Source organism: Pseudomonas sp. LjRoot71, from assembly GCF_964253255.1.
Lineage (GTDB): Bacteria > Pseudomonadota > Gammaproteobacteria > Pseudomonadales > Pseudomonadaceae > Aquipseudomonas.
In genome coordinates, this window is record NZ_CAXURA020000001.1 from 3623834 (window position 1) to 3647311 (window position 23478).

The window sequence follows — 23478 nt, forward strand, 5'->3', positions numbered from 1 at the left end:
GCTTCAGCCGCACAAGCCGATAAGTAATACGAATGCGAACTCAATGGCTGCCTGAGAACTGCAGGACCGGGTTTCGCAGCCTCAGGTAACTAAGCTAGGTCCGATGGAGGACATACATCATGGCTCTTACAGTCAACACGAACATTGCGTCCCTCAACACTCAGCGCAATCTGAACAGCTCTTCCAAGGCCCTGGACACTTCCCTGCAGCGCCTGTCTACCGGTTCGCGTATCAATAGCGCCAAAGATGATGCTGCCGGTCTGCAGATTTCAAACCGCCTGAGCAGCCAGATCAACGGCCTCAACGTAGCGGTGAAGAACTCCAATGACGGCATTTCCATGGCGCAGACCGCTGAAGGTGCACTTCAGCAGTCCACCAGCATTCTGCAGCGTATGCGTGACCTGGCACTGCAATCGGCCAACGGCTCGAACAGTGACGAGGAGCGCACGGCTCTGAACTCGGAAGTGACCGAGTTGAAGAAAGAGCTGAACCGTATCTCCAATACCACCACTTTCGGTGGCAAGAAGTTGCTCGACGGCTCTTTTGAGACCACTACCTTCCAGGTAGGTAGTGCCGCGAACGAAACAATCAGTGTCAAGATTGACGAAATGAGCACCACATCGTTGACCGGTAAGTACTACGAAGGCGCTGTCGCGGCGACCAGTGGTACTGCTAGTGCTTCTGGCGAGGCGACTGTCTCGATGACCGTGGATGGTAAGAGCGTCACCGTTACAACCAATATCGCTAGCGGTGCTACTGCTGTTGAGGCTTCCCGCCAGTTGGGCGCAGCAATCAACGACGCCAACCTTGGGGTGGGAGCCTTTGTTGCAGATGATGGCTCCATGAGCATCATCTCCCAACAAACCGATGGTGCTAACGAGCTGACTGCACTGACCTTCTCCGGCGTTCCTGCTGGTCTTACTGCCGGTGGTTATACCGCTGCTACTGCTGTAACTACTGATGAGATTTCTGATATTGATGTCAGTAGTGTGCAGAACTCTCAGGAAGCAGTACTGGTGATCGACCAGGCGATTCAGAAAATAGACTCCCAGCGAGCAGACCTCGGTGCTGTGCAGAACCGCTTCGAGAACACTATCGGTAACCTGCAGAATATCTCGGAAAACGTGTCGGCAGCTCGTGGTCGAATTCAGGACACTGACTTCGCAGCGGAAACGGCTAACCTGACCAAGAACCAGATCCTGCAACAGGCAGGTACTGCGATCCTGGCCCAGGCCAACCAGTTGCCGCAGGCTGTGCTCAGCTTGCTGGGCTAAGCTCCGGGGTAGCGTTGATGGGGAGCCAGGGGAACCTGCCTCCCCATTCCCTCTTTTTGAGGAAAAGACTATGGACATTGGTTCGATACGTGATTCGATGAAGCAAGGCGGTTTGATGGCAGAGCCCGTCAAGCCCCGTGCAACTGACGTTGCTGATAAAGGTGGTGCACTATCGGCGATTGCCGATACGGCGCAGGCCAAGGTGGCCGCCGATAAGCAGCAGGCTGAAAAGCCGGCGACCCGGGCTGAGCTGGAAACGGCCATGAACAACATCCAGGAATTTGTGCAGTCCGTGCGGCGCGATATCAATTTTTCCCTCGACGATGGCAATGGACGGGTCGTGGTGAAAGTGACCGACGCCACTTCAGGGAATGTGATTCGTCAGATCCCCTCGGAAGAAGCGCTGAAGCTGGCCGAAAACCTCACGGAGGTTCGCAGCTTGCTGTTCAAGGCTGAGGCATGAGCGCAATGGCATGAAACTTGTTTACCGCTTAGGTAACAGGAATAGGGTGTCAACCCTTTGGCGAGGTAGCTAACATGGCTGGTATCACGGGTATAGGATCGGGGATCGACATCGATGCGATCGTCAAGGCATCAGTGGCTGCAGAACGTGCGCCTAAAGACGCACAGCTGGCGCGGTTGACAACCAAGACAACAACGCAGATTACCTCATTGGGCTCTTTCAAAAGTGCCTTGAGTGAATTTCAGACAGCGGCCAAGGGCCTGAATGATGCCAGCCTGTTCGGTACCAGAAAGGCCTCGTCCTCTGATGCGACCCACCTTACTGCCAGTGCCGAAAAATCTGCACTTACCGGGACTTATCGAGTCGAGGTCGAGCAGCTTGCCAGTGCGTCCAAGATTGCTTCTGGCAGTCTCAGTGGGGATTCGAGCTTCGCTTTTGCCTCTGGCGGTAAGCTGACTATCGGCCTGGGTGCCGACAGTTTTGATGTCGACGTCGCTGCGGGTGCCACGCTCAAGGAAGTCCGCGACACCATCAACACCCAGCTCAATGAAAAGGGCATCAGTGCCAACATCATCAGCGACCCCGCCAATGGCACCTCACAGCTGGTGCTCTCGTCCAACAAGACTGGTGCCGGTAACGACTTGAGTCTGGAGGCAGAGGGTGCCGACCTGGAAGGGCTGGTGACCAATATGCCGGCTGCGCTCAGTGAGGCGCAGAACGCCAAGTTCAAGATCGATGGTTTGTCTCTGGAAAGCGCCACCAATGTGGTCAGTGGAGCGATCGAGGGTGTGACCTTCACATTGGTCAAAGCTGAGGAAGGGGTGAGTACGACCCTGACCGTGGGTGAGAACACGACGGCGGTCAAGGACAGCCTGAAGAAGTTCGTTGACGCCTACAACAAACTCATGACAACGACCAATAGCCTGACCAGCTTTACTAAGGTTGGTGAGAGTGGCGAACCGTTGACAGGTGCCCTGCTTGGCGACTCTACGGTGCGTAATGTGCTCAATGGGTTGCGTTCTGAGCTGAGCAATACGGCGGCAGGTCAAGGCGGCGATGCGTTTCGCGCGCTGGCTGATCTGGGCATTACCACGCAAAAAGACGGCAAACTGGCCATCGACGATACCAAGCTAACAGCGGCTCTTGATGATAATTTCGATGCTGTTGGGGCCTTTATCACCGGCGACAATGGCCTTATGGACCGTCTCAGTCAGCGTGTAGACGGTTATGTCAAATCGGGCGGTGTTTTAGAGCAGCGCATCAGTGGTCTGCAAAAAACTGATGCTGATATCAAAGAACAAAAAGCCGATCTGGAAACTCGCGTAGCCGCGATTCAGGCGCGTCTTTATTCGCAATATAACGCCATGGATAGCTTGATCGGACAATTAACCCGAACCAGCGATTCATTGGCCAGCGCATTGTCCAGCCTGCCGGGCGTGGTAAGAAAGGATAGTTGATCCATGAATAAGCCAATTGATACCTATAAGAAAGTCAAAACTAGCCAGGATGTCTCGCAGTACCGTGCCGTTGCCCTGTTGCTTGACGGTGCCATTGAGCGGGTCAAGCTGGCACGTCAGGCACAAACCGAGGGTAACAGTGAGGTACGTGGGCTTGCAGTGGGCACCACCATCACTATTTTGGGTGTATTGCAGGCCAGCCTAGACAAGCAGCTCGGTGGAGAAATTGCCGAAAATCTCGACGTGCTCTATGCCTACATGACTCGTCGCTTGGCTGGCGCGGCTATTGAGCGCGAAGCGGGCAGTCTCGAAGAGGTTGAAGCCTTGCTGGTTCAACTCCAGGAAGCTTGGGCTGGGATAGAGGTCGAAGTAGAGCCATCTGCCAGCTGAATACGTTAAAGTTTTCTGGCTGGGCGTCGATATAGAAGTATCTGCAGCCCAACAGCGAGACATGACGATGAACGCAATGGCAGCTCTGCGCCAATACCAGCATGTGAATACTCACGTGCAGGCCGTTGAGGCGACTCCGCACCGTCTGATTCAAATGCTTATGGAGGGCGGTCTGACACGGCTGGCCCAGGCCCGCGGCGCCATGGAGCGCAATCAAGTCGCCCTCAAAGGTGAGCTGATCAGTAAAGCCATCGGCATCATTGGCGGCTTGCGCGAAGGTCTAAACCTGGAGCAGGGCGGTGAAGTGGCTGCCAATCTGGATAGCCTCTACGAATACATGGCTACACGTTTGGTTGATGCCAACGTGCAGAATGAAATAGCGCCGCTGGATGAAGTTGCAGGCCTGCTTCGCAATGTAAAAGCTGGCTGGGATGCCATCGCCGAGTGATGCTGTTTCCCGCCTGAGGAATTGTTTATGAGTTCATCCGTGCAGCGTCTAGAAGAAACCGGTAGCGCTTTGCGTACGGCCTTGGCTACCCAGGACTGGGCCGCCATTGGCGAGCTGGATCTGCAGTGCCGTCAGGCTGTTGACGAAGCCATGGTCGAATCCGCCAGCGATGAAGAGACTCTGCGTGCGCGCATGCAGGAGCTGCTGGATCTTTATCGTGAGCTGGTCAGCATCTGCCAGGCCGAGCAACAGCGGCTTGCTCATGAGCTTGTACAGCTGAATCAGTCGCAACAAGGCGCCAAGGTCTACCAGCTGTTTGGTTGATTGGCGTTTTCGGTCGGTGCTGTCTGGTATCGACCCTCTGGTATCTGTCCGCGTTCTGCCCCGATACTCCCCCTTCTTTGTTAAACAGCTGCTTAGTCTGCTTGGCGGACACAATAAAAAGCACGCCATAAAATTGACTATTAACAAAAAATTGACTTAACTAGTGGCCAGTTGCCGTCGCTGGATTGAGCGGTACTTGGGCGGCCGGCGCGTTTTTCACTCCAGGATCAGTAAATAAAATTATGTGGCGTGAAACCAAAATCCTCCTGATTGACGATAACAGCGAGCGCCGTCGTGACTTGACGGTGATTTTGAATTTTCTGGGTGAAGATCATCTGGCCAGCGACAGCCAGAACTGGCGTCAATGTGTGGCGGAGTTAGCGTCCAGTCGTGAAGTGCTCAGCGTGGTGCTTGGCGAAGTGAAAGCCAAAGGCGGCGTACTGGAAATGCTCAAGCAGCTGGCTGCCTGGGATGAGTTTCTGCCGACGTTGCTGATTAACGATCAGGTGGCTGCCGAGTGGCCGGAAGAGCAGCGTCGTAGCGTGCTGGCGACGCTGGAAATGCCAGTGAGCTACAACAAGCTGCTCGACTCTCTGCACCGCGCCCAGGTCTACCGCGAGATGTATGACCAGGCCCGCGAGCGCGGCCGTCAGCGCGAAACCAATCTGTTCCGTAGCCTGGTCGGCACCAGTCGGGCCATCCAGCAAGTGCGGCAGATGATGCAGCAGGTTGCCGATACCGAGGCCAGCGTGCTGATCCTTGGCGAATCGGGCACTGGCAAGGAAGTGGTCGCGCGCAATCTGCATTATCACTCCAAGCGCCGTGAAGCGCCTTTTGTACCGGTTAACTGCGGCGCGATTCCTGCCGAGTTGCTTGAGAGCGAGCTGTTCGGCCACGAAAAGGGCGCATTCACCGGTGCGATCACCAGCCGTGCCGGGCGCTTTGAGCTGGCCAATGGCGGCACCCTGTTCCTTGATGAAATTGGTGACATGCCGCTGCCGATGCAGGTGAAGTTGCTGCGCGTACTGCAGGAACGCACCTTCGAACGGGTCGGCAGCAACAAGACCCAGAGCGCCGATGTGCGGATCATTGCGGCCACCCACAAGAACCTCGAAAAGATGATCGAAGACGGCAGCTTCCGTGAGGATCTGTATTACCGCCTCAACGTATTCCCGATCGAGATGGCCCCGCTGCGCGAGCGCATCGAGGACATCCCGCTACTGATGAATGAGCTGATCTCGCGCATGGAGTTCGAGAAGCGTGGCTCCATCCGTTTCAATTCGGCGGCGATAATGTCGCTCTGCCGGCATGACTGGGCGGGTAACGTGCGCGAACTGGCCAACCTGGTCGAGCGCATGGCGATCATGCATCCCTATGGTGTGATTGGCGTAGGCGAGCTGCCGAAGAAATTCCGCCATGTCGATGATGAAGACGAGACCTTGGTTGCCAGCCTGCGTGAGGACTTGGATGAGCGCGCCACCATCCTGGCTGGTTTGCCGGGCGTGGATTCGATGGCCATGCTGCCGCCTGAGGGCCTGGACCTGAAGGATTACCTGGGCAACCTTGAGCAGGGTCTGATTCAGCAGGCGCTGGATGATGCCAGTGGCGTCGTGGCGCGCGCTGCCGAGCGTTTGCGCATTCGTCGCACCACCCTGGTCGAGAAGATGCGCAAGTACGGCATGAGTCGGCGTGATGACGAAGGGCTGGACGACTGAGTCTTCTGCGTCAGGCAATCGTCAGTGACTTGGCGCTTGTCCTTCCAATAAAGCCGAAGGTTTGACGTAACCTTCGGCTTTGTTTTTTTATAGTGTTGATTTTAAAGGGTATTTTTTCAGGCACGGGTATTGCTATCTCTCTTGCAACTGACTGTCTTATGACGGCTCGCTGCGCGAGAGAGAACCATGAACGCTAACGCCCAACGCCCTGAAGAATCCGAAGTACCTGCTCCTGTGGAGCAGGCCAGCCGTGCCGGGCTTGAACAGGCTTTTGCCTTGTTCAATCAGATGTCGACTCAACTGAGTACCTCCTACAGCATGCTCGAAGCCCGGGTGACTGAGCTCAAGGGCCAGTTGGCGCTGGTCAGCGCCCAGCGCATGCAGGAGCTGGCTGAGAAAGAACGTCTGGCACATCGCCTGCAGAGCCTGCTGGATCTGTTGCCCGGCGGGGTGATCGTGATCGACGGTCAAGGTGTGGTGCGCGAGGCCAATCCCGTTGCGCGAAACCTGCTGGGCCAGCCGTTGGTGGGCATGCTTTGGCGCCAGGTGATCGCCCGCAACTTCGCCCCGCGCGAGGATGATGGTCACGAAATCTCCCTGAAGGATGGCCGGCGCCTGTCGATTGCCACCCGTTCTTTGCACGCAGAACCTGGCCAGTTGGTGCTGCTGACCGATCTGACAGAAACCCGGCGCTTGCAGGATCAGTTGTCCCGCCATGAGCGCTTGTCTGCCCTCGGCCGCATGGTGGCGTCGCTCGCGCATCAGATTCGTACGCCCCTGTCAGCTGCCTTGCTGTATGCCAGCCATCTGACTGAGCAGGTCTTGCCGGTCGAGCAGCAGCAGCGCTTTGCCGGACGCCTGAAAGAGCGTCTGCATGAGCTGGAGCATCAGGTGCGTGACATGCTGATCTTTGCCCGTGGCGAGCTGCCGCTGCCGGATCGTCTGGCTCCTACGGGGCTGTTCGATGCGCTGCGCAGCGCCGCCGAGCCGCATGTATTAGGGATGCAGGTGCGTTGGCAGTGCGACAGCCGCATGGGTGAGTTGCTGTGCAACCGCGACACTCTGGTAGGGGCGGTGCTTAACCTGATCGAAAATGCGATTCAGGCTGGCGGCCGTGAGGCGCGTTTGAAGATTCATCTCTATCAGCGCGGCGAGACCCTGCGCCTGTGCATCAGCGATAACGGTCCGGGCATCGACAGCGTGACGCTGGCACGGCTTGGCGAACCTTTCTTTACCACTAAAACCACTGGAACCGGGCTTGGCCTGGCCGTGGTCAAGGCAGTGGCGCGCGCCCATCAGGGCGATGTGCAGCTGCGTTCGCGGCCTGGGCGTGGCACCTGCGCCATCCTCACCCTGCCGCTGCTGGGTGCTAAGCACCCTTTGATTCAGGAGTAACCACCCTATGGCGAGCAAAATTCTGTTGGTCGAAGATGACCGCGCCCTGCGCGAGGCGCTGGCCGATACCCTGGCGCTGGGTGGGCATGATTACCGCGCAGTGGATTGCGCCGAAGCGGCGCTGCTGGCGATTGCCGAAGAGTCTTTTGGCCTGGTGGTCAGTGACGTCAATATGCCCGGCATGGATGGCCATCAGTTGCTCGCGCAGATTCGTCAGCGCCAGCCGCAACTGCCGGTGCTGCTGATGACAGCTTTTGGTGCGGTAGAGCGGGCGGTGGATGCCATGCGCCAAGGCGCGGCGGATTATCTGGTCAAACCATTCGAGCCGAAAGCGCTGCTGACGCTGGTTGATCGGCATGCCTTGGGCCGGGTTTCTGCCAGCGAGCAGGACGGTCCTGTCGCCGAGGAGCCAGCCAGCGTGCAACTGTTGGCCCTGGCCACGCGGGTGGCACAGAGCGATTCCACGGTGCTGATCACCGGCGAGTCAGGCACTGGTAAAGAGGTGCTGGCGCGGTTTATTCACCAGCAGTCACCACGTGGCAGCAAACCCTTTATTGCCATCAACTGCGCAGCGATTCCGGACAACATGCTGGAAGCCACGCTCTTCGGGCATGAAAAGGGCGCATTTACCGGGGCGATTGCCAGTGCGCCGGGCAAGTTTGAGTTGGCCGAGGGTGGCACCATTCTGCTCGACGAGATTTCGGAAATGCCCCTGGGATTGCAGGCCAAGTTGCTGCGGGTATTGCAGGAGCGTGAAGTAGAGCGAGTCGGCGCGCGTAAGCCAATTACTCTGGATATCCGCGTGCTGGCCACCAGTAACCGCGATCTGGCCAGTGAAGTGGCAGCAGGGCGCTTCCGTGAGGACCTCTATTACCGCCTGTCGGTGTTCCCGCTGGCTTGGCGGCCATTGCGTGAGCGCCCGGCGGATATCGTGCCGTTGGCCGAGCGGCTGCTGGCCAAGTACGTGAAGAAAATGAATCACGCGCCGATTCGGCTTTCCCCGCAAGCGCAGATGAGCCTGATGAGCCACAGCTGGCCGGGTAATGTGCGTGAGTTGGATAACGCCATTCAGCGCGCGCTGATCCTGCAACAGGGCGGCTTGATTCAGCCGCAGGACCTCTGCCTGCTGGCTCCGATTGGCGCAGCAACGCAGCCTTTTGTACCGCCGCAGTTGGCAGTGGTGGCGAATAATCTGCCGCCGGTGGCGCTGGATACGCCAGCTGCTGAAGCCGGGGCGCTGGGCGATGACCTGCGTCGGCATGAGTTTCAGATGATCATCGACACCCTGCGCGCTGAGCGTGGCCGGCGCAAGGAAGCGGCTGAGCGCCTGGGCATCAGCCCGCGCACCTTGCGCTACAAGCTGGCGCAGATGCGTGATGCCGGAATGGATGTGGAAGGTTATCTATTTGCCAGTTGAGCCCGATTACTCTCGATAATTGTGCTTGCAGGTTCTAGGGGGGGCGGGACGTCCTAGGCTACGTCCGAAAAACACTATCGCGGGCATGGCCCGCTCCTACGCTTAGAGCGGTAGGGTGGCTGCTGCTCTTTTCATTCGCCATAAGGGCGCTGCTGGTGGATGGATAAAGCGTCATTCAGCCTAAGCTTGGCGTCGGGGTAGACCGTAGAACGGGCTACCCCGTTTGCGTTGGCGGATCAGCCTTTCCAGGGTTCTGGCGCACCGAGCAGGCGGCCCATGGCGCCGTAGAGGCCCAGCTCCTTGAGCACCGCCAGCTCACCCTCGGTTTCCACCATCTCGGCAATCAAGGGCAGATCAATGCTGTTGGTGGCGCGGAATACCGCCTCGATAAACATGCGCTTGTCGCTTTCCTGATCGATGGCGCGGATGTAAGTGCCATCGAGTTTCAGGTAGGCCAGACCCAAATGGGTCAGGTTACCAATCAGGCTGAAGCGCCCCCCGAAGTGTTGCAGGCCCAGGCTGAAACCGCTGTCGCGGATGCCTTGGCTAAGCGCTTCCAGTTCGGCTGCCGGTGGCAGGTGGCGTTCGTCCACCTCCAGCGTCAGCAGGCTGGCTTGTTGCGGGTGTTGTCGGAGAATCTCGAACATGCGCTTGAGGGTTTCGTTATCGCGCAGGGTGGCGGCCGACAGGCTCAAGGCCAGTGGGGCGGCATGTTCGTTCAAGTGGGCGAGGCTGTGTTCGAGCATGGCCAGGTCGAAGCGAGCGGTCCAGCCCAGGCGTTCGATCCAGGGCAGGAAGCGCCCGGCAGCAATCGCCTCACCCTGCGGGTCAAGCAGGCGCGCCAGCACCTTGTGATGCAGCAGTTGGCCGCGATCGGCACATTGTGTGACAGGCTGGAAATACAGTTGCAGCTTGCGTTTGTTCAGTGCGTCGTCGATCCAGATACGCCAATCGTGCAGGCCCTGGGCCGGTTGTGCGTGGTAATCGTCCAGGCGTACCCAGTCACGGCTCGGATCGTTCTGTGCCTGCGCCAGGGCCTGGTCGGCGCGGCTGATGACCTGGCCGGGGTCTTCGCCCGGGCGGAAGGCGGCAATGCCCATATGGGCCACTGGCTTGCAGTCACTGGCACCGGTCTGGCGCAGGCTTTCCAGGCCACTGTGCAGCTCACCGGCGAGCAGGTCGGCTTCCTCGCTACCAATCCCTGGAGCCAGCAGACTGAATTCACCGCCACGGCTGCGCGAGGCCAGCCAGTCGGCGCGTTGGGTTTGATTGAGCAGGCGCTTGAGCAGTTCGCCGATGGCGGCAATCAGCGCATCGGTCTGTTGGCCGCCGAGGCGCTGGTTGAGGCCGCCCAGGTCGTTGACTCGCAGCAGAATCAGATAGCCTTCAGCGTTCTGCTCACTGACCACCAGTTGGTGGGCCAGGCGAATATCGAACAGGCGGCGGTTGGCCAGGCCGGTGATGCTGTCCTGATAGGCCTCCTCACGCAGTTTCTCGCTGCGCGCCGCTTCTTCGGCGAACAGGGTTTTCAGTTTTTCCACCATCTGGTTCATCGCGGTGACCACGCGCTTGAGTTCCGGCGTGCGCGGCACTTTGGGCAGGGTGAGAAACTCGCGGCGGGTGATGGCCTGGGCCTGCTGCACCATGTTGTCCAGTGGCCGCAGCTGGGTGCGCAGCAGCCAGCCACCGAGGATCGCACTGACCAGGCCGCAGAGCAGCAGCCAGAGCAGACTGCCGATGGCACTGTCCCAGAGTTTGGCCAGAGCGAACTGCGGATGACTGAGCACTTCGACCCGCGCGGCCTGTTCCCAGCCGCGCATGATCAATGCATCACCACCCTGGGGTTGCAGGTTCACCAGTTCACTGAACCAGAGCGGTACGCTTTCCGCTGTGGAATCGTCGCTGCGGCGTTCGACGATGACCTCGTCATCCGGAATGCGTACCACGCGGATGCTGGTGAAGTAACCGCTGTCGAAGATCGAGCTGACCATCAGCTCAATCATCGCCGGGTCATCCACGTGAGGGGTCATCGACAGGCCCAGGGCTGTGGCGGCGTCTTGGGCGTGGGAACGCAGCTGGCTGAGCAGCTGTTCGCGCGAGCTTTCCACGCCGGCGATAAAACTGCCGGTAAAGGCCACGATCAGGAACAGGCAAATGGCGAGAAATAGCTGTTTGAGCAGAGACATGGGTTCCTCCTAGCCTTCGCCGATGGCGAAGCCCTCAGCGCGCATCTTTTTCAGCAGATCCTGCCAGCGCGAAAGCTTCTTGGTGTCGCTCTTCTTGTTGTTGGAGCCGGGGAGATACAGCCCTTCGGCGTTAAATGCATAGACAGGCAGCAGGTCGCGGCGCTGCGACGCGGGCTTGATCTCGTTGATCAGGTTGTCCAGTACCAGGGGCTCGGCGCTGGGGCTGGCGTAGTAGGTCAGCACCATGTGGGCCTGGTTGTAGTTGAGGGCCTTGACGTAGGTGATGCGCAGCTTGTCGCTGGGGATGCCGAGGCGGCGCAGGGTGAAGTACTTGGCGATGGAGTAGTCCTCGCAATCCCCGGCACCTTTGACCAGCATCTCGACGGGGGTTGCCCAGTAGTCGTTCTGCTTCCACACCTTGATGTCATCGGAGAAGCGGATCTGCCGGTTGAAGAAGCGGTTGACCTCGGTGAGCTTGTCTCTTTCGTTGCTGTTTGCGCTGGCCTTGATCTGCGCTTCCCAGGCCAGGATGCGCTGCTTGGCAGGGCCGAGGGTGCCGTAGCGGCTTTCGGCTTTTTGCAGGATTACCCCGAAGTCCCAGTTGGCCAGGGCGCTGGCCAGACCAATCAGCAGGATGCAGCCGCCCAGCAACGCTCGGTTGAGGCGCTTGAACCATCCATGAATGAGCTGACGGGGTTGCATGTACCGCGCCTCGGCCGGGGATTGGGGAAGTCTAGGTGCTGGTGGTGTTTTTTGCCGTGCCGAATATACCGAATGTCGGCGCGCTGTAGGGCAGCTTGGGTTGCTTTACTGATTTTCCGCCAGCTCTCTAGGGCGGCGTTTCAGCGCGTTTGGCGGGAAAGCACTAACAGGTGAAGTGACAAGGCTAGGGTTTGACCAGGGTTTTCTGCTTGAGGATATACAGGCTGACCAGTACGGCGCTGGTCAACATAAACGCGCGGGCCCAGAACAGTGGCACCAGGTAGTACGACAGACCGATGCTCAGCCACATCAGGCTGATGGCGTAGACCTTGCCTTTGAGCGGGATACCCTGGCCTTCGAGGTAGTCGACGATCCAGGGCCCTAGCTGACGGTGATTGACCAGCCACAGGTAGAAGCGCCTTGAGCTGCGCATAAAGCAGGCGGCAGCCAGCAGTAGAAAGGGGGTGGTGGGCAGAACCGGGAGAAAGATACCGATGACGCCCAGCGCCACGCTCAGCCAGCCGATGGCCAGCAGAGCGTAACGGATGGCGGGGTTGCGCTGTTCCTGAACTCGCGGTTCCTGAATGTGGCGCACCATGGCGCGGTCTTAGTGGTGGCGCGGCTTCAAAAGGGCCGGTTTTTCTTCCGGCGCATTGCACAGCAGGAACAGGGCGGTCAGCAGCTCGGGGATCTGATCGACCATGCTGTCGACCAGGTCGCGGTCACGGGCGATTTCGGCGAATTCGGGTTGCTCGTCAAACAGGCCAGAGCCGACCATGATCGGCAGCAGCAACTCGCTGACTTCATCTTCGGCATCGTCGAACCACACCGCTTCACGCAGGAACACACCCTCCATAAAGCCGATGCACCAGCCGCGCAGGTCGGAGTCGTCGGGCTCATCGCCCAGGTCGAGTTCGCACGGTACTTCCGGTTCATCATCGCTGGCCAGTTGGCGGGCGATATGGCTTTGCAGCTGAATCAGGGTGGCTTCGATCTCTTCGCGCTCGGCATCACTGCGATAATGCGGCGGCTCGGAGAACAGCGCGTCGATCCACTCGCGCTCTGGCACCTTTTCCGGGCAGATCGACAGGGCGGTCAGGTAGCCATGGGCGGCGATGTAGTCCAGTGCCTCTTCATGCAGCTCATCGGCATCAAGGAAGGCTTGCAGGCGGGAGAGTTGCTCGGCGAAGGACATCGGGGGCTACCTTGAGGGAGTAAACGAGGCTGAATTCTAGTCTAGAGCGGCCACAGCAGCCATAGCCGCAGGCCATGGCGGGTGAAATTCGGATCAAACTCCAGCATGCCTGCGCGTGCCCAAGCGGCACTTGCGTATAATGCGCGGCTTGTTTCGGAGACCTTTCATGCTCGAACACGCGCAACGCATCCTCAAAGACGTATTTGGCTACGACAGCTTCCGTGGCCGTCAGGGTGCGATTATCGAGCGTGTGGCCAGTGGCGGTGATGCCCTGGTGCTGATGCCCACCGGTGGCGGCAAATCGTTGTGCTTTCAGGTGCCGGCGCTGCTGCGTGATGGCCTGGCGGTGGTGGTGTCGCCGCTGATTGCGCTGATGGATGATCAGGTCGCCACCCTCGACGAGCTGGGTGTGGCGGCGGTGGCACTGAACTCAACGTTGAGCGCTGATGAGCAGCGTGAGATTGCCGAGCGTATTCGCCGTGGCGAAATCAAGATGCTCTACCTCGCCCCCGAGCGGCTGGTGCAGCCGCGCATGCTGGCGTTTCTGCAGAACCTGCAGATTGCCCTGTTCGCCATTGACGAGGCGCACTGCGTGTCGCAGTGGGGGCATGATTTCCGCCCGGAGTATTTGCAGCTGGGGCAACTGGCCGAGCTGTTCCCCCATGTGCCGCGTATAGCCCTGACTGCCACGGCGGACATGCGCACCCGTGAGGAAATTGTCCAGCGTCTGCATTTGCAGAATGCCGAACGGTTTCTGTCGAGCTTCGATCGGCCGAACATCTTCTACCGCATTGTACCCAAGGAGCAGCCACGCAAGCAGTTGCTTAGCTTCCTTGCGGCGCGCAAGGGCGATGCCGGTATCGTCTATTGCCTGTCGCGCAAGAAAGTCGAGGAGGTCGCATCCTTCCTGTCCGAGCAGGGCTTCCCGGCTTTGCCCTATCACGCCGGCCTGGCCAATGAGTTGCGCGCCTACCACCAGAAGCGCTTTCTCAACGAGGAAGGGCTGATCATGGTGGCGACCATTGCCTTCGGCATGGGCATCGACAAGCCCAATGTGCGCTTTGTCGCTCACCTCGATCTGCCGAAATCCCTGGAAGCCTATTACCAGGAAACCGGGCGCGCCGGCCGCGACGGCTTACCGGCGGATGCCTGGATGGCCTACGGCCTGCAGGATGTGATTTTCCTCAAGCAGATGCTCAACAACTCCGAGGGCGACGAGCGGCACAAGCGCGTCGAGCAGCACAAGCTCGACGCCATGCTGGCGCTGTGCGAGGAGACGCGCTGCCGTCGTCAGGCGTTACTTGCCTACTTCGATGAAGACATGCCACAACCCTGCGGGCATTGCGACAACTGCATCGACGGTGTGCAGACCTGGGATGCCACCGAGCCAGCACGCCAGGCGCTGTCGGCGATCTACCGCACCGGCCAACGCTATGGTGTGGGCCATCTGGTCGATGTTCTGCTCGGGCGCGATAACGAGAAAATCCGCGCCGTGGGTCATCAGCACTTGGCCGTGTTCGGCATTGGCAAAGCGCTGGTGGAAGGGGAGTGGCGTTCACTGTTCCGTCAGCTGGTGGCGCGTGGCCTGGCGGATGTCGATCTGGAAGGCTTTGGTGGTCTGCGTCTTTCTGACAGTTGCCGGCCGCTGCTCAAGGGCGAGGTCAGCCTGCAATTGCGCCGTGATCTGAAACCGCAGCAGAGCGCCAAGGCGTCCAGCAGCGCCGCCAGCCAACTGGTGCGTGGCGAAGAACGCGGCCAGTGGGAAGCGCTGCGTGCGTTGCGCCGCAAACTGGCGGAAGAGCATGGCGTGCCGCCTTATGTGATCTTCCCGGATGCCACCTTGCTGGAAATGCTGCGCAGCAAGCCCAGCACCCTGGCCGAGATGGCGCGGGTCAGCGGGGTCGGCGCGCGCAAGCTGGAGCGTTACGGTGAGGCTTTCCTCGAGGTGCTCGGTGCTGCCGATGAGGCGCCGCGCGCGGTGCTCGATCTGCGTCACGAACTGGTCAGCCTGGCCCGTGCCGGCATGACCCCGGCGCAGATTGCCGGGCAGCTCAACTGCAGTGAAAAGAATGTCTACGGCCTGCTGGCTGAAGCCATTGCGCGGCAGCAGCTGTCGCTGGAGCAGGCCCTGGATGTTCCGGAAGCGCTGCTGGGCGAAATTCAGGATGCTTTCCTGGATGGTGAGGGCGAATTGCCGGCTGTCGCGGCGATCAGCGAGCAGTTCGCTGGACGGGTTGAGCTGGGCATCCTGCACTGTGTGCGTGCTGCCTTGCAGGCGGAATTCGAAGCCTGAGTGGCGTCCGCGCTGCCGATGCTTGTGGCACCGGGTGGGAGCGGCTAAGGTGGTCTCAGCCATCCAGCTGTTGAGGTCCCGGTGCCGCATCCCCATGCCTGGCTCGATGATGTTCGCCCCAGTCCCTATGCCGACCAGCTCGCCTTGGGGTTTCGTCTGTTGCGTTTCTCCCGGCCGCTGGAGCAGGAATACCGCAACTATGTGCGGGACGACACCTTCGACCTCAAGCGCATTGCCCTTGTCGTGGGCATTCTGGTGTGGCTGGCCTTTGCCGCGTTTGATTTTGTCCTGATCAAGGCCCCTGAGGTGTGGTGGATGTTAGCCATCCGCCTCGCCGTTCTGGTGTTGCTCTGCCTGTTCGGCGGGTTGCTGATTCAGCGCAAGCACACCTACCTGCTACAACCGCTGAGTCTGGTGAGCCTGTTGGCGCTGGGGGCGGCGGCGTCCTTTGTGGTCGGCATTGCCCATCGGGTTGATCCCAGCTACCCGTATGAAGGCTTGTTGCTGGTTTGTATGGCGGCCTACTTTCTGGCCGGATTACGTCTGATCGAAGCCTTGTGCTGCTCCTTGCTGGTATTGCTGGTCTACGTTTGCGTTGAATTGCTGGTGGCCGGTTTACCGCTGCCTCGGCTCATCAATAACACCCTGTTTCTGCTGTTCGGCAATCTGATGGGCGCGGTGGGGTGCTACCTGCTGGAGTTCAAGTCACGCGAACATTTTCTGATCAGCCGATTGATGCGCGTGCTGGCGGATCACGACAGCCTCACCGGCTTGCATAATCGCCGCAGTTTCAACCGTCAGTTCGAGCGTCTGTGGCGCCAGGCTCAGCGTGAACAGCGGCGTTTGGCCCTGCTGCTGTGTGACGTCGACCATTTCAAGGCGTACAACGACCGCTATGGTCACCAGGCAGGTGACAACGTGCTGCAGCGCATTGGCAGCCTGTTGCAGGACGCGGCGCGCCGCCCGCTGGATATGGCCGTGCGCCTGGGCGGTGAGGAGTTTGCCGTGCTGCTGTATGACATCAGCGAAGCCGAAGCACGCAACCACGCCGAGGCGCTACGCCAGACCTTGCAGACCTTGAACATCGAACACGCCGCTTCCGACACGGCGAGCATGCTGACCATGTCGATTGGCATCGCCTGCATCCAGCCGGGCGAGGGCGGGGCATTGGCGCAGCTGTATGAGCATGCCGACCGCGCGCTGTATGAGGCCAAGGCGTTTGGCCGTAATCAGGTGGTGGCCTGAAGCGCTTAGGAGGTGGCCGATTTTGCCGCTGTGCTTGGCGCGTGTGGTGAATGCCGGCTGATGAACCCTGGTGCTAGCATCCCCGGCAGTTTCCTTGAGTGAATTGCCCCATGGACCGACTGATTCAAGCCAACGGCCAACCGCATTACGGCATCTTTCCCGCTGCGCCGGGGCTGATCAATTACCGTGATTTCGACTTCCGCTCGCCCATGGGCCGCAAGCTGGGCGCGCTGGCCAAGTGGCGGCGCTTTCATCAGTTCCAGTATTTCGGCCTGATCAGTGACGAGCTGATTGGTGGCTGCGCGCTGGCTAACCTCAGCCTGTTGGGCGTGGGCTTTGTCTATTTGTTCCACCCGGCCAGCGGCCGCATGATCGAGCGTCAGTTCAAGCTGCCGCTGGGCCTTGGCAGCCAGTTCTCGCAAACCCCGGATCAGGGCGTCTGCGAGCTGCGCTTTGGCCGTAACCTGCTGCGCTTGGAGAACAGTGCCACATCACGGGAAAAGCGCCTGCTGGTGGAGTTGGATGACGGCACGCGCATCGATGCCTGTTTCTCCGAGGCTGAATCTGCTTTTCAGCCGATGTGCATCAATACGCCGACGGCCGTCAACGGCTGGGTCTATGCGCAGAAAGTCGCGGGAGTGCGTTGCACGGGCCAGGTACGCAGCGCATTGGGCGATTTCGATTTGGCGCAGATCGGGGCCTTTGCCCATCACGACTGGTCGGCTGGCTATATGCGCCCTGAAACACATTGGAACTGGGCCTGTCTGTCCGGCCAGGCCGGCGAGCAGCGGGTCGGGCTGAACCTGTCCTGCGGAGTCAATGAGACCAGCTTTACCGAGAACTGTTTCTGGCTGGATGGCGAGTTGCTCAAGGTTGATACCGTGCGCTTTGTCTTCGATCGTGATCAGCCGCTTCAGCCCTGGACGATCACTTCCCATGATGGCCAGGTGGAACTGCGCTTCGAGGGGCGTGGCCTGCACAAGGAACGCCTGAACGCGGGGCTGCTGGCGAGCAACTTCAAACAGATCTTCGGTCAATTCAATGGCGTGCTGCGGCCATTGGGTCGACCGCCAGTGCGGATCGACAACCTCTGGGGGTTTGTCGAGGACCAGTATGTAAAGTGGTGAAACATTTGCGAGGGGCGGTTCTAGACCTTCGCAGGCTTGCCTCGGTAAAGGGGTTATGGTTAGCTGGCTAATAATTAGTTTTTTATAGTTAAGAGCCGTTGTCCATGTCGCACACCGATCAACACCGTTTCGCCATGCAAGTCGCTCAATTGTCACGCGCCTGGCGCGCCGAACTGGACCGTCGCCTGGTCGGCCTGGGCCTGTCCCAGGCGCGCTGGCTGGTGCTGTTGCACCTGGGGCGCTTTGCCGAACTGCCAACTCAGCGTGAACTGGCGCAGAGCGTTGGCGTTGAAGGGCCGACCCTGGCGCGTTTGCTCGACAGCCTGGAAGCCCAGGGGCTGGTCAGCCGCCAGGCTGTACCGGAAGACCGCCGCGCCAAGAAGATCGCCCTCAGCCCACAGGCGCGTCCGCTGATCGAGAAGATCGAAGCCATCTCCGCGCAGTTGCGCAAGGAAGTTTTCGCGGGTATCGACGAAGACGAACTACGGCGCTGCCAGAAGGTTCACGCCCAGGTGTTGAGTAACCTGGAAAAACGCTGATGGGGGATGACCTGCAGACGCTGCAACAGCGTTTCGGTCCGCGTTATCCGCAGTGGCTGCTGGCGCTGTTGATGGTTGGCAGCATGGCCATGGTCCTGGCCTCTACCAGCATCAATGTCGCCTTGCCGGCGATCATGGCGGACTTTGCCATTGGGCGGCCGCTGGCGCAGTGGTTGTCCACCGGTTTTCTCGCAGCCATGACCGCAGGCCTGCTGCTGGCCGCCTGGGCCCAGGCGCGTTTTGGCGCGCGGCGTACGGCGCAGTTCGGCCTGCTGCTGTTTATCCTCACTTCACTGCTGGCGCTGGTGGCCCAGGCGGCCTGGCAACTGATCACGCTGCGTATCGTTCAGGGTCTGTGTGCCGGGATTGTCCAGCCACTGGCCATGGTGCTGATCTTCCGTGTCTTTGCTGAAGGTGGCCGTGGCATGGCGCTGGGTCTGTATGGCCTGGGTGTGATGCTGGCGCCGTCGCTGGGGCCGGCCGTTGGTGGCTATCTGGTCGATCACTTCGGCTGGGCCGCAATATTCTGGATGCCCTTGCCGATGTGCCTGCTGGCGCTGTGCGCGGGGCTGTGGCTGTTGCCGAGTGCGCGTGAGCGCAGTGCCCCGCGCCTGGATCTGCTGGCCTTTATCTGTTTGTGCGTATCCATCTTTGCCGCCTTGGGTTTTCTGGCCGAGGCCCAGCGCTTTGCCTGGAGTGCACCGCGGGTCTGGCTGCCGGGCGTGGTGGCGTTGGTGGCCGCGCTGCTGTTTGTGCGGCGTAGCCGGCGTGTAGAACAGCCACTGTTGCCCCTGGCGTTGTGGCGGCATGCCGGGTTTCGCAGTGCCAGCTGGGTGGCCCTGACCCTGGGCTTGGGCCTGTATGGCTCGACCTACCTGATCCCGCTGTACCTGCAGACCGTAGACGGTTTCAGCGCTGGGCGCGCTGGCATGCTGCTGTTGCCGGCCGGTTTGCTGATGGGTATGGCGTCCTTTCTCGGTGGCTGGCTCAGTGATCGGTTATCGGCGGCTGTGCTGCTCAGCACCGGGCTGCTGATCTTTGCGCTGTCAGCGGCCGGCTTGGCCTGGGTCGAGCAGGGCGCGTCCTTTGTCCTGCTGTGCTTCTGGGCCTGTGTCGGGCGCATCGGTCTGGGCATCCTGCTGCCGGCCTTGAGCACCGGTTCGCTGGATATTCTCAGCGCCGAGGAACTGGCTCAAGGGGCAGGGGCCATTACCTTCGTACGCCAGTTGGGTGGGGCGTTCGGGGTCAATCTGCTGACCTTCTTTCTGGAGTGGCGGCACAGCGCCGAGGGCGGTGATCAGTGGGCCGAACTGCTGGCGTTCAAGCAGAGTTTCTGGCTGGTGGCCGGAGTATTCGCGATCACGGTTTTGGCGGCCTGGGGCGTTAAGTCGACAAAGCGCTGACAGCCAAACGGTAGTGTGACGGACTTGTCATTTTATTGACTGCGGGCCTATGCTTGATCCTGTGATGGCTTTTTGCCAAACGGCTGTTGGCATTTCTGTATTCAGTACGCCTTATTCACTGCCATGCACACGCCGGGTTCGACATGGAACGTACTTCCCAAGGCACTATTTGCCGTCTCCTCTGACTTTCTCATGCGCTGGAAGCGCACGTCCTGGACGTGTAGTGGCGAGGGTCAGGGAGCGGATTCACCGGGAGCGTTTTTTATGGCAAAGGTTCGTCAACTGTTGATCGGCCTGGCATCCAGCTCGGCCCTGTATTCCGGGCTGGTTCCTGCCCTTGGTCTGGGCGAAATCACCCTGCATTCGGCGCTCAGTCAGCCGCTGGATGCCGAAATCGAATTGTTTGATGTGGGCGACCTGACCGCTGAGGACATGCGTGTGCGCCTGGCACCGGCCGATGTTTTCGCTCGTTCCGGGGTCGACCGGCTGTACTTCTTTAACGACCTACGCTTCACCCCCTTGCTGCGCGGCGGCAAGAGTGTGATTCGGGTGGTGTCGACCCAGCCGGTGCGCGAGCCCTACCTGAACTTTATCGTCGAAGTGGCGCGGCCCAGCGGTCAGCTCTACCGCGAATACACAGTGCTGCTGGATCCGCCCAGTTCGGCGGCCTATCGCAGCCTGGCGGCACCTGTTGCTGCGCCTGTGGTCGCCAGCGCCTCGCGCGCGGCAGCTGTGGAGCGTACCCGTCCTGCGGTGTTGCCGGCTGCGCAACAGGGCAACAGCTACAGCGTGGTCAGCGGTGACAGCCTGTGGAAAATTGCCAATCGGCTGATCGTTGAGGGCGGTGGGCAGTCCTCAGCAGCGGCGCTGATGGACGATCTGTATGCGCTCAATCCGCAGGCCTTTATCAATGGCGACAGCAACCGCCTGCGTGCCGGGTCGCGTCTGTTGTTGCCAGACAGCCTGGCCAGGCGTGCGCCGGCGCCCCTTGCGGAGGCTGTTGCCGAGGTGGCCAGCCCGGCACCCGTGCAAGCGCAAACGCCGCCTGCCGGCAGCGTCGAGCAGCCACTTGACCCGGCTGCCGAGCTGCTGACACAGGAGCAGACCCGCGTTGAGCAGGAGTTGGCCAGCCAGATTGCCGAGACCCTGCAGCTGCAGCAGAGTTTGGCCGAGTTGGGCGTGCAGGTGCAGCAGTTGCAAAGCCAGATGGAGGCGCGTGATCAACAGATTGCGGGTTTGCAGGCCGAGCTGGCTGCCCGCCGTGCAAGTGCCGCAGCCAGCACCGCTGTTGCGCCACCCGCCGCGCAACCAGCGCCGCAGGTTGTCCAGTCTGGCAATCATTGGCTGGCGGTCATTGCCGGCTTGCTGACGCTATTGCTGGCGGGTGTTGCCGGGCTGTTCTGGCGCAGCCGGCAAACTACACCCGCAGCGCCTGCGCCCGCTGAACCGGTGCGCACGGCGGTCATGCCAGCTGCGCCAGTGGCAACTGCCGTGGTCGCGCCCGCAGCCGCTGTGGCACTCAATGTACGTGACGTACCGCGCGCTGGGCCGGTGTGGCCTGCGGCCGGTGAAGACGCGCTGCAGAGTGCCAACGTGTACATCGCCTACGGCCGCCTGAACGAGGCTGCCAGCACCCTGCGCAAAGCCTGGGAGGCACAGCCGCAGCGCAGTGACATCGGTTTTCGTCTGCTCGAAGTGCTGGCCTTGCTGGGCGATGCTCAGGGCTTTGTCGCCGAGGAAGCACGGGTACGGGCGTCCGGCTTTACCCCGGCGCGTATCGATGAACTGAAAGCGCGTCACGCCGAACTGTTCAGCGCGCCGCCGGCCAGCCTGCTGGATGACGTGGTGCTGGAGCTAGACGAGGTTGAAGTGCCGGCGCTGGAACAAGCGGCCAATGATGGCCAGCTCAACCTGGATGATCTGTCACTGGATGCCGACTGGGATCTGGTCAGCCCCTTTGCCCCGGGCAAGGGTGCTGACAAGGCCGAGAGCAGCGAGGCCCCGACCAAGCGCATGACCTCGGACATCTTCGAACTGTCAGGCAGCCGCGATGCACGCAGCCCGTTTGCCGAAACCATGCTGGTGGAGGAAACCTCCAACGACGACTGGAATGTTGATGAGTTCAGCGCGGCCTTTCTGGAAGACCTTGATCCGTTGGCAACCAGCCGCAATACCCTGTCCAAGCTGAATATGGCGCTGGCCTATATCGAACAGGGCAGCCTGGACAGCGCCTGCCAGATCCTCAATGAGGTGATCGACGAGGGTGATGAACAGCAGAAGCAGGAGGCGCGTCAGTTGCTGGCCAAGATCGCCTGATTGCACAGCCCCTCAAACAACGCCCGCGAGCCCAGGCTGTGCGGGCGTTTTTGTCTGCGCGCCATGGGGTATGATCGCCGCCAGTTTGCCCTGAGGAACGCCCATGTCCAGTCACAAAGCCGATGTAGTCATCACCTATTGCACCCAGTGCCAGTGGTTGCTGCGCGCCGCCTGGCTGGCTCAGGAACTGCTGTCGACGTTCAGTGATGACCTAGGCCGAGTCAGCCTGGAGCCTGGCACCGGTGGGGTGTTCCGCATCACCTGCGATGGTGTACAGATCTGGGAGCGCAAAGCCGATGGCGGCTTTCCCGAAGCCAAGGTGCTCAAGCAGCGGGTGCGCGATCAGATCGATCCGGCTCGTGACCTGGGTCATAACGACCGCAGCAATTGACTATCTGGCCATGCGCGCCGAAATAAAGATCGCGCTGACAATCAGCAGCCCGCCAGCCAGCATGCGCAGGGTTGGCACCTCGCTGAACAGCAGCCAGGCGAAGGCAATGCCGTAGATCGGTTCCAGGGCAAAAATCACAGCAGTGGTACGCGCCTTGAGCACCCGCAGGCTGGCCACGAACAAGCTGTGCGCCAGGCCCGTGCAGAAGATCCCGAGCATGGCCATCCACAACCAGTCCTCAGCTTGCACGCTGGGCAGCGTTGGCCAGGCCAGCGGCAGAAACATCAGCAGCACCGTCAGGTTCTGATACAGCGCCGCCTGCACCGGTTCGATGCCACGGGTGCTGGCGCGGTTGAGCAGCGACAACAGGGCAAACAGCAGGCCGGACAACACCGCCCAGAGCAGGCCACTGGTGGCCTGGCTGCTCAGGTCGAAATGCGGGGTGACCAGCACCAGGCCCAGGCACACCAGCGCCACCATGGCGTACTCGACCGGCCGCGTGCGTTCTTTGAACAGCAGCCCTTCCAGCAGCACGGTAAAGGCCGGAAAACTGGCAAAGCCGAGGGTGGCGATGGCCACGCCAGAGATATGCACCGACTCGAAAAAACTCCACCAGTGAGCGCCCAGCAGCAAGCCTCCGAGGGCCAGCAGGGCGGTCTGGTGCAGGCCAAGGCGCACCAGGCGCGCGTTGCTGATCAGTTTGGCGAACAGCAGCAAGGCGGCCACGGCGAACACCGCGCGGCCAGCGGAAATCATCTGTGGGGTGGTGTTGGCCAGCTTGCCGAAGATGCCGGACAGGCCAAATAGCAGGGCGCCCAGATGGATTGCCCACAGTGCAGTACGTTGCTTCATGCCAGGCGTGCACCGTTGGGGACGGGATGCTCGAAACTGGCCAGCACCACTTTGTTGTCAGCGTCATACACCCCGGTCACCAGAACCTCCGAGCGCACCCCGGCAATGCGCTTGACGGCAAAATTGCACACGCAGAGTACCTGACGGCCGATCAGTTGGGCGCATTGGTAATGGGCGGTCAGCTGCGCGCTGGATTGTTTGATGCCCAGTTCACCCAGGTCGACCTGCAACACGTAGGCCGGCTTATTGGCCTTCTCATTCACTTCGGCCGACAGCACGGTGCCAACGCGCAGCTCGACCCGTTGAAAGTCTTCCCATTCGATTTGTTGCATCGCAGCGCTCCTCG

Annotated in this window: 22 protein-coding genes; 16 read left to right on the forward strand and 6 right to left on the reverse strand. The window is 60.4% G+C overall.

Annotated elements, in window-relative coordinates:
- Positions 1-119 precede the first annotated feature (119 nt).
- The 9 genes from ACSQ17_RS16995 (at position 120) to ACSQ17_RS17035 (ending at position 8883) form a co-directional block, all read left to right on the forward strand.
- A complete protein-coding gene (locus ACSQ17_RS16995; protein WP_436069782.1) occupies positions 120-1274 on the forward strand; it encodes a flagellin in 1155 nt (384 codons plus the stop codon).
- Positions 1275-1344: 70 nt separating this feature from the next.
- A complete protein-coding gene (locus tag ACSQ17_RS17000; protein WP_436069783.1) occupies positions 1345-1737 on the forward strand; it encodes a flagellar protein FlaG in 393 nt (130 codons plus the stop codon).
- 74 nt (positions 1738-1811) lie between these two features.
- On the forward strand, positions 1812-3194 hold the full coding sequence (gene fliD / locus ACSQ17_RS17005) for a flagellar filament capping protein FliD (protein WP_436069784.1): 1383 nt from the start codon (positions 1812-1814) through the stop codon (positions 3192-3194).
- A gap of 3 nt (positions 3195-3197) precedes the next feature.
- Positions 3198-3584 (forward strand): flagellar export chaperone FliS, encoded by a 387-nt coding sequence (gene fliS / locus ACSQ17_RS17010; RefSeq protein WP_436069785.1) that lies wholly within the window; start codon positions 3198-3200, stop codon positions 3582-3584.
- 67 nt (positions 3585-3651) lie between these two features.
- Positions 3652-4032: a flagellar export chaperone FliS gene (fliS, locus tag ACSQ17_RS17015; RefSeq protein ID WP_436069786.1), complete on the forward strand. Its 381-nt coding sequence runs from the start codon at positions 3652-3654 to the stop codon at positions 4030-4032.
- A 27-nt stretch (positions 4033-4059) separates the two neighbouring features.
- On the forward strand, positions 4060-4356 hold the full coding sequence (locus ACSQ17_RS17020; protein ID WP_436069787.1) for a flagellar protein FliT: 297 nt from the start codon (positions 4060-4062) through the stop codon (positions 4354-4356).
- A 242-nt stretch (positions 4357-4598) separates the two neighbouring features.
- The gene (locus tag ACSQ17_RS17025; RefSeq protein WP_436069788.1) at positions 4599-6071 is read left to right on the forward strand and encodes a sigma-54 dependent transcriptional regulator; all 1473 of its coding nucleotides are present in this window, start codon (positions 4599-4601) and stop codon (positions 6069-6071) included.
- 186 nt (positions 6072-6257) lie between these two features.
- Positions 6258-7466 carry a sensor histidine kinase gene (locus ACSQ17_RS17030; RefSeq protein ID WP_436069789.1) on the forward strand — a complete coding sequence of 403 codons (1209 nt, stop codon included), beginning with the start codon at positions 6258-6260 and terminating at the stop codon, positions 7464-7466.
- Positions 7467-7473: 7 nt separating this feature from the next.
- Positions 7474-8883, forward strand: coding sequence for a sigma-54-dependent transcriptional regulator (locus tag ACSQ17_RS17035; RefSeq protein ID WP_436069790.1), 1410 nt, complete (start codon positions 7474-7476; stop codon positions 8881-8883).
- Between the two features lie 236 nt (positions 8884-9119).
- On the opposite strand, the gene lapD is transcribed toward ACSQ17_RS17035, so the two are convergent.
- The 4 genes from lapD to ACSQ17_RS17055 all read right to left on the reverse strand — a co-directional run bounded on the left by lapD (position 9120) and on the right by ACSQ17_RS17055 (position 12966).
- Positions 9120-11069, reverse strand: coding sequence for a cyclic di-GMP receptor LapD (gene lapD, locus ACSQ17_RS17040; RefSeq protein WP_436069791.1), 1950 nt, complete (start codon positions 11067-11069; stop codon positions 9120-9122).
- Between the two features lie 9 nt (positions 11070-11078).
- Positions 11079-11771 carry a cysteine protease LapG gene (lapG, locus tag ACSQ17_RS17045; protein WP_436069792.1) on the reverse strand — a complete coding sequence of 231 codons (693 nt, stop codon included), beginning with the start codon at positions 11769-11771 and terminating at the stop codon, positions 11079-11081.
- Between the two features lie 184 nt (positions 11772-11955).
- Positions 11956-12369 (reverse strand): YbaN family protein, encoded by a 414-nt coding sequence (locus ACSQ17_RS17050; protein ID WP_233684195.1) that lies wholly within the window; start codon positions 12367-12369, stop codon positions 11956-11958.
- 9 nt (positions 12370-12378) lie between these two features.
- On the reverse strand, positions 12379-12966 hold the full coding sequence (locus ACSQ17_RS17055; protein WP_233684196.1) for a YecA family protein: 588 nt from the start codon (positions 12964-12966) through the stop codon (positions 12379-12381).
- Positions 12967-13132: 166 nt separating this feature from the next.
- Here ACSQ17_RS17055 and recQ point away from each other — a divergent pair, with 166 nt between their 5' ends.
- From recQ to ACSQ17_RS17090, 7 genes are all read left to right on the forward strand, one after another.
- Complete coding sequence (gene recQ, locus ACSQ17_RS17060) at positions 13133-15259, forward strand: DNA helicase RecQ (RefSeq protein WP_436069793.1); 2127 nt, start codon at positions 13133-13135, stop codon at positions 15257-15259.
- 81 nt (positions 15260-15340) lie between these two features.
- Complete coding sequence (locus tag ACSQ17_RS17065) at positions 15341-16504, forward strand: diguanylate cyclase domain-containing protein (protein WP_436069794.1); 1164 nt, start codon at positions 15341-15343, stop codon at positions 16502-16504.
- Positions 16505-16614: 110 nt separating this feature from the next.
- Entirely contained in the window at positions 16615-17631 is a 1017-nt protein-coding gene (locus tag ACSQ17_RS17070) for a DUF2804 domain-containing protein (RefSeq protein ID WP_436069795.1), read from the forward strand.
- Between the two features lie 104 nt (positions 17632-17735).
- On the forward strand, positions 17736-18170 hold the full coding sequence (locus tag ACSQ17_RS17075; protein ID WP_233684200.1) for a MarR family transcriptional regulator: 435 nt from the start codon (positions 17736-17738) through the stop codon (positions 18168-18170).
- Complete coding sequence (locus ACSQ17_RS17080) at positions 18170-19573, forward strand: DHA2 family efflux MFS transporter permease subunit (protein ID WP_436069796.1); 1404 nt, start codon at positions 18170-18172, stop codon at positions 19571-19573. The genes ACSQ17_RS17075 and ACSQ17_RS17080 overlap by 1 nt, the downstream gene beginning before the upstream one ends.
- Positions 19574-19837: 264 nt before the next feature.
- Positions 19838-21889, forward strand: coding sequence for a FimV/HubP family polar landmark protein (locus ACSQ17_RS17085; protein ID WP_436069797.1), 2052 nt, complete (start codon positions 19838-19840; stop codon positions 21887-21889).
- 103 nt (positions 21890-21992) lie between these two features.
- On the forward strand, positions 21993-22280 hold the full coding sequence (locus ACSQ17_RS17090) for a SelT/SelW/SelH family protein (RefSeq protein ID WP_436069798.1): 288 nt from the start codon (positions 21993-21995) through the stop codon (positions 22278-22280).
- Here the strand turns inward: ACSQ17_RS17090 and ACSQ17_RS17095 are convergent, their stop codons facing one another.
- Together ACSQ17_RS17095 and ACSQ17_RS17100 are read right to left on the reverse strand one after the other, a co-directional pair.
- On the reverse strand, positions 22281-23132 hold the full coding sequence (locus ACSQ17_RS17095; RefSeq protein ID WP_436069799.1) for a DMT family transporter: 852 nt from the start codon (positions 23130-23132) through the stop codon (positions 22281-22283).
- A complete protein-coding gene (locus ACSQ17_RS17100; RefSeq protein ID WP_233684205.1) occupies positions 23129-23464 on the reverse strand; it encodes a tRNA-binding protein in 336 nt (111 codons plus the stop codon). The genes ACSQ17_RS17095 and ACSQ17_RS17100 overlap by 4 nt, the downstream gene beginning before the upstream one ends.
- Positions 23465-23478 lie beyond the last annotated feature (14 nt).